This is a genomic window from Blautia faecicola, assembly GCF_004123145.1.
GTDB classification, from domain to species: Bacteria; Bacillota; Clostridia; order Lachnospirales; family Lachnospiraceae; genus Oliverpabstia; species Oliverpabstia faecicola.
On sequence record NZ_SDKC01000001.1, the window covers coordinates 49,698 to 64,623 of the forward strand.

General features: G+C 43.5%; 9 protein-coding genes. 8 read left to right on the forward strand and 1 reads right to left on the reverse strand.

The genetic code is table 11. The features are described 5' to 3' along the window. Nucleotides 1-131: 131 nt before the first annotated feature. Together ETP43_RS00195 and ETP43_RS00200 are read left to right on the forward strand one after the other, a co-directional pair. Nucleotides 132-1,100 carry an Rpn family recombination-promoting nuclease/putative transposase gene (locus ETP43_RS00195; protein ID WP_118576301.1) on the forward strand — a complete coding sequence of 323 codons (969 nt, stop codon included), beginning with the start codon at nt 132-134 and terminating at the stop codon, nt 1,098-1,100. An 87-nt stretch (nt 1,101-1,187) separates the two neighbouring features. Then, nucleotides 1,188-3,344, forward strand: a complete 2,157-nt coding sequence (locus ETP43_RS00200) for an alpha-L-rhamnosidase (protein WP_129256704.1) — start codon at nt 1,188-1,190, stop codon at nt 3,342-3,344. Between the two features lie 68 nt (nt 3,345-3,412). Here ETP43_RS00200 and ETP43_RS00205 read toward each other — a convergent pair whose 3' ends face one another. After that, the gene (locus tag ETP43_RS00205; protein WP_129256705.1) at nt 3,413-3,724 is read right to left on the reverse strand and encodes a helix-turn-helix domain-containing protein; all 312 of its coding nucleotides are present in this window, start codon (nt 3,722-3,724) and stop codon (nt 3,413-3,415) included. 390 nt (nt 3,725-4,114) lie between these two features. Between ETP43_RS00205 and ETP43_RS00210 the strand changes: the two genes are divergently transcribed. The 6 genes from ETP43_RS00210 (at nt 4,115) to ETP43_RS16960 (ending at nt 14,892) form a co-directional block, all read left to right on the forward strand. Beyond that, nucleotides 4,115-4,891: a PP2C family protein-serine/threonine phosphatase gene (locus ETP43_RS00210; RefSeq protein WP_243114137.1), complete on the forward strand. Its 777-nt coding sequence runs from the start codon at nt 4,115-4,117 to the stop codon at nt 4,889-4,891. A 2-nt stretch (nt 4,892-4,893) separates the two neighbouring features. Further along, nucleotides 4,894-6,693, forward strand: a complete 1,800-nt coding sequence (locus ETP43_RS00215) for a serine/threonine protein kinase (protein ID WP_129256707.1) — start codon at nt 4,894-4,896, stop codon at nt 6,691-6,693. Next, nucleotides 6,690-7,250, forward strand: coding sequence for a hypothetical protein (locus ETP43_RS00220; RefSeq protein ID WP_129256708.1), 561 nt, complete (start codon nt 6,690-6,692; stop codon nt 7,248-7,250). Before ETP43_RS00215 ends, ETP43_RS00220 begins: the two co-directional genes overlap by 4 nt. 29 nt (nt 7,251-7,279) lie before the next feature. Continuing rightward, entirely contained in the window at nt 7,280-7,735 is a 456-nt protein-coding gene (locus ETP43_RS00225) for a hypothetical protein (RefSeq protein WP_129256709.1), read from the forward strand. Then, nucleotides 7,716-14,117 (forward strand): Ig-like domain-containing protein, encoded by a 6,402-nt coding sequence (locus ETP43_RS00230; RefSeq protein WP_129256710.1) that lies wholly within the window; start codon nt 7,716-7,718, stop codon nt 14,115-14,117. The genes ETP43_RS00225 and ETP43_RS00230 overlap by 20 nt, the downstream gene beginning before the upstream one ends. 76 nt (nt 14,118-14,193) lie before the next feature. Further along, nucleotides 14,194-14,892, forward strand: a complete 699-nt coding sequence (locus tag ETP43_RS16960; protein WP_164979533.1) for an FHA domain-containing protein — start codon at nt 14,194-14,196, stop codon at nt 14,890-14,892. Nucleotides 14,893-14,926 lie beyond the last annotated feature (34 nt).

A 14,926-nucleotide genomic window follows, 5' to 3' on the forward strand; every position in this document is an offset into this window, starting at 1 on the left:
ATATTCGGAGAAGTCTCAATGCTTTTATATTTTCAAAAATCAGCAGTGAGATTGCTTCATGGACGGATAATCAGAATATATTCATCTTATATGAAAAGATCTCCTGCGCAAAAACAAAAAGGAGGAGATTGGTGGGAAAAAAGGATACCATAACCAAAAATTACATGAAGGAGAACAGGGTTTTCGCGGATGCCTTCAATTATTTACTGTACAATGGGCAGCAGATGATTCAACCGGAAAAACTGAGGGAAATCGACACAACAGAAATGGCGATTCTGCAGGGTGGTGATCAGAAACATCAGGATTCGGAAACGGTACAAAAATATAGGGATATATTGAAGAAAACCGTAGTGAAGGAGGATGGGGAGACGGTGTATCTTCTGCTTGGTGTTGAAAATCAGACGGATATCCATTATGCGATGCCAGTAAGAAATCTGATCTATGATGCGCTTCAGTATGGAAAACAGGTAAGTGATATTACGGCAGAAAACCGAAAGACAGGGAAGAAAAGATCAGGTGGAGAGTATTTATCTGGGTTTTATAAAGAAGATAAGCTCACGCCGGTAATCACGCTGGTGATTCATTTCGGTACGGAGTTATGGGACGGACCGGAATCATTACATGAAATGCTGCGTGTAAATGATAAAAAAATACTGGATTATATTCCGGACTATCGAATTCATCTGATCGATCCCGCACGTTTGACAAAAGAGCAGCTGGAACTGTTTCAGACGAGTCTTCGAGAAGTGCTGGGATGCATAAAATATGCAAAAGATAAAGAAAGATTAAAGGAATATATAACAGAAAATACTCGAATGTATATGGAAAATGCGGCGGCGCAGGTAATAAAAGCGATAACAAATACACCGATTACAATATCAGAAGAAGAGGAGGAAATTAATGTGTGTCAGGCAGTAGATGAAATGATTGAAGATGGAAGAGCAGAAGGCAGAGCAGAAGGAGAACTTTTTGGTTTCATTAAGGCGTATACAGGACTTATAAAGGATGGCCTGCTCTCCGTGAAAGAAGCCGCTTTGCGAATGCACATGACGGAAGAAAAATTTGTAGAAGAGATGGAAAAAGTGAATGAAAAGTCCTGAAAGATATTCCGGTTTTGACGGAAACGTTGTACACTGGGTTATAAGAGAAACTGTACAAATGCAGTAGTTATTGGGAGGTAGAAAGCTATGGAGTTTCAGGCAAAATGGATCCGGACTTCGGAAGAGACCGGTGGGGTGTGTCCGGTTTTTCGAAAGGGATGGAAGACAGAAAAGAAGGTAGAACGTGCGACGTTATATCTGACGGCGCTGGGCGTGTATGAGGCGCATCTGAATGGAAAACGAGTTGGAAAGTATGTGCTGGCGCCGGGGTGGACGGCTTATGATAAAAGATTGCAGTATCAGGAATATGATATTACAGATCTGTTGAGAGAGGAGAATGAACTGACCGTAACACTCGGAAAAGGCTGGTTTCGTTCGCCGATGCCCGGATGGCAGGACACACCTGACAAGCTGCAAAGAATAGGGCGTCCGGGAGGTATTCTCGGAGGAGTGCATATTGTATACATGGATGGAAGTGAAGAAGTAATCGTAACGGATCAGAGCTGGATATGGGGAGAAAGCAGGATTCGTTTCAGTGAGATTTACGACGGGGAGTTCTGTGATGACACTTTTGTGACGAAAGAGTGGAATACAGTAAAAGAATTCGCATGGTCAAAAGAGATTCTGATTCCGCAGGAAGGGGAAGAGATCCGGGAGCAGGAAGTGGTGGCGGCAAAATCTGTTTTCCGCACACCGGCAGGAGAAATGGTTGTTGATTTCGGGCAGGAAATCACCGGATATGTGGAGTTTACCGTGGACGCTCATGCAGGTGACAGGATCCATATCCTTCATGGAGAAGTTCTGGATGCAGAAGGAAATTTCTACAATGCAAATTACAGAAGTGCAAAAGCGGAGATAACTTATATCTGCAGCGAGGGAACACAGACCTGGCATCCGGCGCTGACGTTCTTTGGTTTCCGATACCTTTTACTGGACGAATTTCCGGGAGAAGCAACGCCGGAACAGTTCCGGGGAATCGCGGTGTATTCCGATATCCGAAAGACAGGAGAAATCCAGACTTCGGATCCGGCTCTGAATCAGCTGATCTCCAATATTTTCTGGGGACAGAGAGATAACTTCCTGGATGTGCCGACCGACTGCCCGCAGCGTGACGAACGGCTTGGATGGACCGGGGATGCGCAGGTATTTACCAAGACTGCAAGCTATAATTTTGATGTGGAGCGATTTTTTACGAAATGGCTGCATGATCTGGCAGCGGATCAGATGGAGAATGGCGCAGTCGGTCATGTGGTTCCGGATTATCTGGTTGGCGGAAATGCCAGTGCCGCCTGGGCGGATGCGGCAACGATCTGTCCGTGGCAGATTTATCAGACATATGGCAATCCACAGATCCTGAAAGATCAGTTTACCAGCATGAAAAAGTGGGTGGATTATGTGACGAATCACACAACAACCCCATGTCTGTGGACTGGTGGAGAACACTTCGGCGACTGGCTCGGTCTGGATGCACCGCAGGGAAGCTATAAGGGATCGAGCAGAGAAGATTTTATCGCTTCAGCATTTTATGCACATTCGACAGAACTTGTGGTAAAGGCAGGGCATGTGATCGGGGAAGATGTGACGGCATACGAGGCGCTTCATGAAAACATCGTGGAGACCTTCCGAAACACTTATCCGGACTACCGGACACAGACGGAACATATTCTGGCGGTGCAGTTCGGACTGGCGGAGGACTGTCAGAAAACAGCAGATGCACTGGCACAAATGATCCGAGATGACGGCTGCCAGATGCGGACCGGATTCGTTGGAACGCCGTATATTCTGCATGTACTGAGCAATTACGGACATACGGATCTTGCCTATACACTGTTATGCAGAAAAGAATATCCGTCCTGGCTGTATGCCGTGGGAAAAGGTGCGACAACGATCTGGGAACATTGGGATGGCATCATGGAAAACGGGGAGTTCTGGAGTACTGATATGAATTCATTTAACCACTACGCATACGGCTCTGTGGCAGACTGGATCTATGAACAGGCGGCAGGTATCCGGGTAGTGGAGGAACATCCGGGATTTGAAAAAGCGTGGATCCAGCCAAAACCGGGAGATCAGCTGGAGTGGCTGGGAGCATCGATTGAGACCAGACACGGAAAGATCAGCTCCCGGTGGACGCACACAGACGATGCGATCCGGTACGAGATCGTAACACCGGTTCCGGCACAGATTGTGATCGGAGAAAAAGAATATGCTGTGGAGCCAGGAAAGTATATTTTCTGGGAATAACAAACATAGGCAGAAAAACATATAAAACAGGAAGCGAAAATTTTTTCGCTTCCTGAAGTAAAAATCATTTATTTTTTAGAGAGAGCCAGTATAATAGCTGTTAAATGAGCAAGGGTCTCTTTATCTATTTTAGTCAATGCTTCCAATAATTGCCGTGTAGTATCCGGCGATTCATTGTCATAATCAAAAAATTCTTTTGGAGTAATTCCCAAATATTCACAGATGTAGAAAAAAACTGTCATAGAAGGTAAATTATGTCCGTTTTCAATATTGTTGATGTACCCTGCATTTTGTCCAAGTGAAAGACTCATATCTCTGGCAGAGGCTCCTTTTTCCTGTCGAAGAGCACTAAGTCGTTTGGCAAAGTCTTCTTCTTGCATATCAGTGTATCACCTCCATACATAACCCAAATATAAATATAGCATTTAATATGACAGATATCCGATTGAAGAAGTAAATATCCGAATATTAGAAGCAAGTAGCTATATTTTACACCATACAAAAACTTAAATGTCAGATTTGACACGACATTGATAGTATTATCATTTATTAAACAGGATATTCGGAAAGGGTTAATAAATATAAAAAATAAATAAAATTTACCTGTCGGATAAAAGCATGGGAAAATCCTTAAAGATATAATGCTTAATCTGATATAATTTAAATAATAATTGATTAAACATGATAATATAAAGAAGTCGAAACAGATACCTGAATATAGAAGAAACAGGAGAAAGGAAGATACAAAGGATAAGAATATGAGATATCTTATGGCAGATCATACGGATGTAGGGATCAAAAAAAAGACAAATCAGGATTCTTACATGATAAAAGAAGCACAGACAAAACTTGGAAGAGTATTTTTCTGTGTTTTGTGTGATGGTATGGGCGGATTGGCAAACGGAGAATTAGCCAGTGCCGCCGTGATACGTGCGATGGAGCAATGGTTTGAGACAGATTTTCCTCAGATACTCCGGCAGGTCACGGATGTTGAGGAGATTCTGGAAAAAGTAAAAAATAACTGGTATGGAACTGCGAATGTACTGAATCTGCAGCTGGCACAGTATGTGGAAGGAACCGGTAAGCGGATGGGGACTACGATTGTTGCGCTGCTCATGATAAAAAATGAATATTTTATCATGAATGTTGGAGATTCCAGGGCGTATGCGATCAGCAATCAGGTATATCAGCTGACGAAAGATCAGAGCCTGGTGCAGCAGCAGATTGATCTGGGACGGGTTCGTCCGGAGGATGCGGAAAGACATCCGCAGAGAAATGTTTTGTTACAGTGTATCGGAGCATCGGAGGAGGTTCTTCCTGATTTTTACCGGGGAACTGTTTTGCCGGGAACCCTTTTCCTTTTGTGCAGTGATGGATTCCGGCATGAGATCAGTGAACAGGAGTTATTTATGCAGTTAAATCCTTCCGGATTGGTGAATGAGGAAAGAATGAAAGAACGGCTTGTATATCTGACAGAACTGGTGAAGTCCAGAAGGGAGATGGATAATATCTCTGCTGTTGCGATCAAGGCTGTGCAGGAGGGGTGAAGATGCTGGAAATAGGATCCGTCATAGATGGAAAATACAAGATACTGAACCAGATCGGTCAGGGTGGAATGAGTGTTGTATATCTGGCATTGAATGAACGCGCCAATAAGACATGGGCGATCAAAGAGGTCAGAAAAGACGGTGTACAGGATTTTGCCACAGTCAAACAGGGACTGATCGCGGAAACCGATACGTTAAAGAAACTGAATCACAAATATTTGCCAAGTATCATCGATGTTATTGATGATGAGGATACGTTCCTTATTGTTATGGACTATATTGAGGGAAAATCTCTGAATAAAGTCCTGAAAGAAAGCATGGAACAGACCGGACTGCCGATCGGGATTGAAGATGTGCTCTCCTGGGGGATTCAGCTGTGCGATGTGCTGAATTACCTGCATACGAGGGAACAGCCGATTGTGTACCGTGACCTGAAACCATCGAACATTATGTTGCGGCCGAACGGTGAGATCACACTGATCGATTTTGGTACTGCAAGAGAATTTAAAATAGAAAATATAGAAGATACCACGAGTCTCGGAACGCCCGGTTATGCGGCACCGGAACAGTATGGAAGTCAGAATCACAAGGGAAAAGCCCGTCCACAGAGCGACATTTACTGTCTGGGAGCAACACTGCATCATCTGATTACCGGACGGAACCCGGCGGAATCGCCGTTTCATTTTCTGCCGATCACGCAGTGCCGGACAACGCTTCTGGAGGAGACGCCGAGAGAATTCCGCAATGAACTGCTCGGACTTGAAATGATTCTTACCAAATGTACACAGCAGGAGCCGGAACAGCGGTATCAGAACTGTGCACAGCTGCAATATGATCTGGAACACCCGGAAGAACTGGGACTGCCGTACAGACGGAAACTGAAAAACAAGATGCTTGCATTTTCTGCAAGTCTGGCACTGGCGGCTGTGCTGGGAGCAGGATCTCTGACCGGCGCGGCACTGGCAAAGAACACAGAGACATCCGGGTACGACTACTATGTGGAGAGCGCACAGACAGCATCGACACAGGAGAAACTCATCTGTTATAAAAAAGCGATTGCGCTGAATCCGGAAGCGGAAGATGCGTGGCTGGGACTGGTGAATGCCGTCGGGGAAGACAATACATTCACCTCCGAGGAGGAAAGCTACATTCTTTCTATATTAAGTTCCCGGGACAACGGAAGAACGAAAGACAATAAAACACTGTTTCAGAAAAATGAGGCGGGATATGTACGGTTTGCCTATAACATGGGCATGCTCTATTACTATACGGAAGGAACCGGACAGAACAAAGCATCTGCCGGAGGTTGGTTTGATATCGTAAGCAAGGCAGATCTGAACAGTCTGGATCTCGGCGAGGATGAAGATAAGAAGACCGCATGGAAGACGAGATCGGATATTCTGGGTAAGATCAGTGCGTATAACAGTAAGATCGGACAGACAAACCAGGCGGGGGACGCGCAGGTTTCCTATAAAGATTACTGGGAAGATCTGATGGCTCTGATGAGTGATGATATCGCGGGACAGGATAATGTGATCACAGAACTTCGTCTGTACAACGAGATCGTATATCAGATTTGTACCCATTATGATGCATTCCGGGAAGCAGGTCTTACACAGAATAAGATGCAAGAAGCACTTGACCGGATCACGGAAGCGGTAAATGCGGCGGACGTGACAGACAATCCGGTGGCAAAGGAACTGAAAGAAAATATTCTGGATGCTGCCGTTCTCGGAGAAAAGCAGATTCAGGCAATGTTTGCGGCAAATGCGGTAACACCTTCTGAAGGAGGTGAGGAATGATGACAGTAGTAGCAACAGCTGTGCAGGGATTTGAAGAGAAATACGTCTTTTACAGAAATATTTTTCTGTACTGCGGAATTGCGGCACTGGTTTTTTTGGCAATTGCCATCATTTTATTCTTCGCATTGCGAATTCCGCAGGTCTTCGGTGAACTGACTGGAAGAACTGCGCGGAAAGCAGTGGAGGAAATGGTCAGCGGGCAGACACCGACCGTGAGGAAAAAGACCGCTAAAAAAACAAAAAGAAAGACAGACACAAAGCGGCCGGAAATCGAAGCCGGGCAGAAAAAACAGATCTACAGCGATCTGATCGGAGAAAATGACACACCGGTCCGGCTGGTCACACACGATGACATACCAACGCCAACTCTGATGCCGATGAGAGAAGAAGAAACAGAGATGCTGGACAGAACTGTGGCAGAAGGCGAGACAGAAGTACTCGAAACGGTTTCTTTAGAAGTGGGCGAACCGGAGACGGATGTATTACACCATGATGTGGACTTCGTGGTGATACGGAGTCTCGTGGAGATTCATACGGATGAGGTAATCGGGATATGAGAAAGAGAAAACGGAAAACTTTAAAATATATGAGATTATCGCTCCTTTGTTTCGGACTTCATGCCTGCTCCCTTTTTCTGGAGCCGTTTGCAATCAATGGAGAAAATGAAATGACGACTGCGGGGTATGCACTTGGAGGAATCTTCTGGGCATCGCTTCTGGCGGGGACAGTTCTTTTTGAAATCTGTCGGAGGAACCTGTCAGGAGATGCCGGTTACCGGGAGTGGAAACAGAAGAAGGTTCCGGGAATCTTTGGATTCTTTCGAACCAAGGCAGCACGGATTGTGGATCCGATTCTGTTACTGTCAATGGTCATCACCATCGTGAACAATCTGACGGGAAACATCCCGGAGGGGCTTCTTCTGGTGGTTCTGGCTGTTATGGTATTCACTTTTTATCTGCACATGATGGTAAATGGCAGAGTTTACAGATATATGACACTAAGTGAAAGGAAGGAAAAGAAAAGTGAAAACAAAGAAAATTAAGAGGGTACTGGCATTTTTCCTGGCAGTGGTCTTCGCCTTTTCTACCTGTATGACGGCAAGTCCGTATACGGTACAGGCAACGGAGGAGCCGAAGCTTTCGGTGAATGTAACCCTGGGGGATGGTGTATCGACAGAGGATCTGATTTTTGATGGTCTGAATCTGGAATTTACGGACAGAAATGATCAGGAAATAGGAAGTATCAGTATTGCGAAAGAAGATCTGGGAACAACAAAAACTACAGAGATTTTGTATTCTAAAATTTCTGATATCAGCAATATTATAATCACGGATACAAAACAATTATATACTGTGTCTACATCAGAAGCGGATTTTGATGATGAAACGCATACAATGGCGCTGGAAATTCAGAGTTTCAGTGTGAATACAAGTGAGAACAGCATCTCAGGAGCAGACAGTGTATATGCAGAGGATACAAATTCCTTTTCTGTACAGGGAACATGGGGATCATATATTGACGAATGGGTAATTGAAGATAACACTGCAAAAGCGGAATTTTCAGATGGTAAGAATACGAATACAAGCTGTGTAATTAAAGCAGCAAATGGAAATGAAACAGCATTTACCCTTATAGCCAAAGCAAAGGGAAATGAGATTGCAAGAAAACAGATAGATGTTATCCGGAAAGACACAAATCTTGAGGTGACGTGTAGTAATGAGTTACAGTCATGGGGCACTCCGGTAAAAGTTACTTTTAAACTGACTTCTAACGGACAGGCAGTTGCGGGAAAACAGATTCAATATCAGTATATAGACGGAAAGAACAATCAGATAACAGGAACGTGCCCGGAACTGACAAATGAAGAAGGTGTGACAACTGCGGAAATTACCTTAAATAGTTATCAGAGCACAGTTGAGGTGACCGGAAGTTTTGCAGGAGATGAGGTATATAAAGACTGTAAGAATTCTGATACATATAGGCCGAATAAGGAAGAAGGAACTATGGAGTTTGACAGAGAAAACAGTCCTGTTGAACAGTTAGAACTGACTTATGGAACGGATGCTACAGAACTTACGATCAAATTACAACATAAAACGGATAATATTGAGGAACCTTTTAGTTCTATTAATATTAACTATACAGCGGATTCAAATATCAGTGTAACTTCGAATCCGGAGGAGAGAACACTGACAATTACACCGCTTAAAGTTTCAGATGAAGAGATTCCGGTAACAATTGATGCAGAAACAGAAAGTTATACGTTTACAAAAACAATCTATGTAAAAGTAAAACCGTATCCACTAGCTGTGAAAGAAGGAAGTGTTCATGTTTTTGCGCCTGGAAAAGCAAATCTGGAAAATGCGGTTGAAGATGTGAAAATCTACGATGGCACATCAACGGTAGATGTAAAAGCAACGTTAGTAGATGCACAAGTAAAAGGTATAACTCCGACAACGGAAACAAAAGACGAGATTAAATTATTTCAGGAGATTGTTTTTGGAGGCTATGACAGCAAACTGAAAAATGTTCAGGGTGAGGAAGAGAAACAGAATATGACGTTTGCTCCGAAAAATCTCAGTACGGTATCAAATTTGCGGGAAGATCTGAAAACAAATTATAAGATCGAGGAAGTGGAAATGGAGGTTCCGCTGACGATTCAGAAACGCACACTGAAGCTTGGTGTGCGAGGTGTAAGCAGAGGATTCCGTGATCTGAAATATGTGTATGAAAACGAAGAGGAGACAGAGGGGAAAGATCTGAAAGACCTGAATCTGGTTTTTGCAACCGGTTTTGTGAACGGACAGGATGAAAACACATTAAAGGTAGAAGGTTTTAAGTTTCCGAAGGTAGTGGATACAACAGCTACGGATCTGACAGAGGAAAATGTAAAGGAAAAGGATACGGCAGAATACGGTAAACATACAGGCGCTTTAGTGTTGCAGGAAGAAGATCAGATAACAAATCCGACAAACAACTACAAATTTGATCTGACAGCAACCGGAACACTGGAAATTACAGGAGAAAAAGACGCTGCTGGGTATCTGTCTGTTGATAACATTAATAGTACCCATGCATATGAAGCAGGTGGAAAGCGTTACTATGGAAAGAATGAAAATGGAAAGAATGCAACGGTTCAGTTTTCTAAAACTGGTGGATACAACAGGGTTTACTGGGTCAATGGAGACGATAAAACGGATGTCACGGATTCCGGTCTGGAAATGAAGGAAAATAACGACATCAACCGTTCTTTTTATCTGACAAAAGAGGATGAAAGTGGAAAGGTTCTTGCAAAAACGCAGGACTTTAAACTTCAATTTATATACGATGCAGAGCCTCCAGAATGTGGCATTACGTTTGATAAAGATACAAAAAATGTAGTTCGTAACATAGAACAAGCAGTTACTTTTGGATTTTATAAAAAAGATACAATAGAAGCAAATGTGACACTCAGTGATACGCAATCAGGTGTGAATGAAATGTCTTACCTTGTAGTAAATACTTCTGAGGATAAAAATCACTATTGGGAATTGTTGACAACGGAAGAGGACTATGAAACTGCGCTAAGTAAAGTGAAGTTCGAGAGTGGGGAAGGATTAAAAACATCTGGAAAAGAAAACTCATGGACAATTAAAAATATTGGAAAATTGAAAGGGGGAGAGGACCTCGAATGTAACAATTATATTGTCTTTGTAAAAGCAGAAGATAATGTAGGAAATGTAAAAATCTACGGATCTAACGGTGTCGTTCTGGAAAATAACACACAAGATATTTCAGTAACCTACAAAGAGACCCCAGAGAAAAATGATGATGGTAAAAATGGCAAATATGAGGATAAAGATGTGGTCTATTATACGGGAAATGTCACTTTGCATATGCAAGCATATGAAAGTGGATCTGTTTACTCAGGACTCACACAGATGGGATATCAGGTGTCTAATATCGATGGAAAAGGTAACAAGACCACAAACGAATTCGTTTCCTATCCAGAAGATAAACAATTTCCTAAGAATGTAACACTCGAAAAGCTGAACAATTATCGCAAAATCGAAGAGGATCTGTACTTTGAAAGTGATAAAGATAGCTCTCAGGTGATTACGGTTATTGCACCAGCCAGTGAGACGAAAGATAATGCAGGAAATACTATGGAAAACGATGCAGTCCATACCCTGGTTATTGATTCTAAGCCACCGACAGTTGAAGCCCAATATACACAGAAAAATCTGAATGAAAATAACGAACATTGTTTCCGAAATGAAAAATATGCAAACAGCGATGTGACTTATACCGTCACAGTGACGGAACGCTTTTTAACAGACATAAAAGTTTGCATTAACGGAAAAGCTTATTCGTTTGATGAACTGAAGAAAAATAAAGAGAGTCTCGGTATCAAAGAAATAACAAAAGATGAACTGCCGGATATTACCAAAACAACGGATCAGACAAAGTATGATTTTAGTATTGTATTTAATAAAGATGGTAAATATAAAGTAAAGACAATTGCAACGGATGCAGCAGGGAATACGGGGTATGATGCTGGAGACATTGATGAAAATAATAACATCGGATTCGAATTTATCATCGACACCGTAGCACCAACCCTTGATCTTACTTACACAGCCAAACAAAACAACACAGAAACCCAGCTTGCACTGGATCCGAAATATGACTGGTTTGCAGCGAACAATGCAACAGCAGGTGACAACGGTACGATCGGTATTACGGCTGTTCTGATCGAAGAAAACTTCTCAGCTGAATTTGCAGACATCTCTGTGGAAGTGACAGACAGTACCGGGGCTGCAGTTGATATTACAGATTATAAAAATGCTGTAACGAAGGCGGTCAAAACACAGGAAAGATGGACAGAGAGCAATACGGATGAGGGCAGAAAATATACGCTCACACTTCCGGAGATCGCAGTGGATGCAAATTATAAAATCACCTATACCTGCACAGACCTGGCGGGTAATTCGTTAAAACCGATTACGCATCATGTGACACTGGACCGTAAGAATCCGGAAGGAGAAGTAAAAGCAGAAGATCTGGAGAATAACGGATCATCGGCGCAGATCTGGAACAGTTTAATAGAAACCATTACCTTTGGATACTTTGGAAAGAACAATGTGCGGGTATCTATGGCAAGCCAGGATGCGACTTCCGGAGTGGAATCCACACAGTATCTGAAATCAGCAGATGGACTGACAAGAGAAGAACTGGAAAACCGCACGGACTGGACTTCGTATGTTTCCGGTCTGTCGTATGCGGCAAACCAGCACCTTGTAGTATATGAAAAAGTTACTGACAAAGTGGGCAATACAGAATACTTCAGTACCGATGGAATCATTGTTGACAATACCAGTCCGGTACCGGTTGTTACGATCACACCGACCAGTCCGGGATGGGGAAAAGGCGTTTACAGCGCAGGCGATCATCCGGGATTCAGTATTCGTGTGGAAGATCCGATTGTAAATGACGCGTATGCCGGATTGAAAAAGATCACCTATCGGATCGAGAACGGAACGACCGGATATGTGGAAAGCAATACACTGGCAGATGAAAATACCGGTTTATCCAAGGCGGCACACCAGAAAGTATGGACCGGTCAGGTGTCGATTGATCCGAATATGTTCTATTCCAATGATGTGAAAGTCAGTGTGTACGCGGAAGACTGGTCAGCGAACAGCGTGACATCACAGCCGCAAACGCTCAAAGTTGATAACAAAGCACCAATTGTAAGTTTCAGCTTTGATAAGAGCGATATACATAATGGAAAATATTACAAAAACGATAAGACACTGACGATCACGGTAGATGAGAGAAACTTCGATGAGTCCTATCTGCCGAGAGTAACTTCCACCACGGGAGGCGGATACAGTATCAGCGGATGGAGCCATAACGGAGAGCTCCATACCGCAACCGTTACGTTCTCCGGTGACAGTGATTATACGGTAAGTTATGACTGTTCCGATCTTGCAGGAAACAAATCCAACACCGAAAATCTGGAAGAATTTACGGTGGATAAGACCGTTCCGGTTATCAAAGTTTCTTATAACAATAACAGTGCGCAGAACGGCAATTACTACAAAGAGGCAAGAACAGCGACCATTACCGTAACCGAACACAACTTTGACCCGTCAAAGATTACCGTGTCCACGACGGCTTCCGCAGGCGGTGCACCTTCCATCGGCGGATGGGCAAACAGTGGAGATACACATACCGCCAATGTGGTATTTAACCATGATGCAGATTATACCTTTACCGTCAGCGGACTGGATCTTGCGGACAACAAAGCCGCAGATTATGCACAGGATAAATTTACTGTGGATCTGAAGAATCCGGAAGTGAAGATCACCGGTGTAAAAGACAAATCGGCAAACAACGGTATGGTAGCCCCGCGGATCAGTATCTCTGATACGAACTTTATTGCAAGTGGCGTAAAGATCACACTGAAGGGTGTCAATAAAGGAGAAATCAAGATTGATTCTCTGGCAAGTATCTCAAGCAGTGCAACCGGCATGAATGTCATCTTTAAGGATTTCCCGGAGGGTATGGATGATATCTATACGCTGACTGCGAAAGCAACCGATAAAGCAGGAAATGAGACAAAATCTTCGATCACATTCTCTGTAAACCGTGACGGTTCTACCTATGAACTTGGCAGCGGTACAAAAGCGCTGGTTGACAAGAAATATACAAACAAACCGCAGGATCTGGAAATCACGGAGATTAACGTAGATGATCTGACAACGATCGAGATCACCTACAGTCTGAATGGAAAAATCGTTACCCTGAAAGAAGGCGAAGATTACACCATCACAAAATCCGGCGAAGAAGGACAGTGGAAGAAATATCTGTACCGGATCAAAGCTTCTTGTTTTGAAGAGGAAGGCAATTATGTGATCAATATCTACTCTGAAGATGCGGCACATAACTCTACCACCAACAAGACAAAAGCAAAGACGATTGCATTTACCGTAGATAAGACCGCGCCGACGATGGTTGTATCCAATCTGACCGACAGAGGCCGTTATAAAGAAAACGTGCATGAGTTCACCCTGAATGTGAAAGATAATATCTTCCTGGCTTATGTGGAAGTATATCTGGACGGGGAACTGTTCAAACGTTTTGAGGAAGATGAGATTGCGCAGCTGAACGGAGAACTTCCGGTAGATATTGCCAGCAGCAACCAGTATCAGACCATCGAACTGGTATCGTGTGACAAAGCCGGTAATATCTCGAAAGAGGTATACGATCCGGAGACCAATGCACAGGTGCCGGCTTCTTACCGGGTACTGGTAACACAGAACAGCTTTGTACAGTTTATCAACAACACCCCGTTACTGGTCAGCGTGATCGTGATCATCGTTGCTATCGCAGGGCTGATCGTTGTACTGGTGAAACGGAAGAAAGACAAAGAGAAATAAAACATCGCAGATAAAAGCAAAGAGGCGGGCAGGAGCATGAAAATGCCCCTGCCCGTTATGAAAAAGGAGACAGCTTATGATCCAGGAAGACAGAGCATTATGGAAATATATAGTATTTGGACTATTAACCTGTGGAATCTATCCGTTGATCTGGTACTATTCTCTGGGCAATCGTCTGGCAGAAAATGCACCGCGCTACGGACTGAATTTTCAGGAAAACGGAATGACCGTTCTTATGTGGCATATCTTCGGTATGCTCTTATGCGGACTTGGCGCTTATATCGCCATGAATATTCTGATTAAAAATACGAATGCAATGGCAAAAGCGTATAACGGTGGTCAGAAAAGGGAAGCGGATCAGATAGAAAGCGTTACAGAGGTTCCGGTAAGAACCGTGTACCAGCAGAACAGTTATACGGAACGCGAAATCACGATGCTGTCTATGGAACAGGCACAAAAGCAGGCAGCGTCACAGATGCCGCCGAGAGGGGTGCTTTACTTTGTACAGACACAGCAGAGTGTTACCGTAGACAAAGACGAGTTCCGGATTGGTAAAAATGCGGGCATGTCTGATTATGTGATCACCAACAACAGTTCTGTAAGCCGCCAGCATGCGGTAATCCAGCGAAGAAACGGACAGTTCTTTGTGACAGATCTCGGATCAACGAATGGAACTTTTGTCAACGAGAAGAGAATCAGCGGTACGGTACAGTTACAGGATGGTGATAACATTCGATACGTGGATGTGATCAGTGTATTCAATATTGTGAGATAGAGGAAATAAAAGTGAAAATTAAAGTAATTACTAA

Bases quoted from the DNA above. Each gene is read 5' to 3' on its own strand.
- ETP43_RS16960 (WP_164979533.1), top strand. From the start codon at position 14,194: ATGATCCAGGAAGACAGAGCATTATGGAAATATATAGTATTTGGACTA.
- ETP43_RS00220 (WP_129256708.1), top strand. From the start codon at position 6,690: ATGATGACAGTAGTAGCAACAGCTGTGCAGGGATTTGAAGAGAAATAC.
- ETP43_RS00225 (WP_129256709.1), top strand. From the start codon at position 7,280: ATGAGATTATCGCTCCTTTGTTTCGGACTTCATGCCTGCTCCCTTTTT.
- ETP43_RS00215 (WP_129256707.1), top strand. From the start codon at position 4,894: ATGCTGGAAATAGGATCCGTCATAGATGGAAAATACAAGATACTGAAC.
- ETP43_RS00210 (WP_243114137.1), top strand. From the start codon at position 4,115: ATGGCAGATCATACGGATGTAGGGATCAAAAAAAAGACAAATCAGGAT.
- ETP43_RS00205 (WP_129256705.1), bottom strand. From the start codon at position 3,724: ATGCAAGAAGAAGACTTTGCCAAACGACTTAGTGCTCTTCGACAGGAA.
- ETP43_RS00200 (WP_129256704.1), top strand. From the start codon at position 1,188: ATGGAGTTTCAGGCAAAATGGATCCGGACTTCGGAAGAGACCGGTGGG.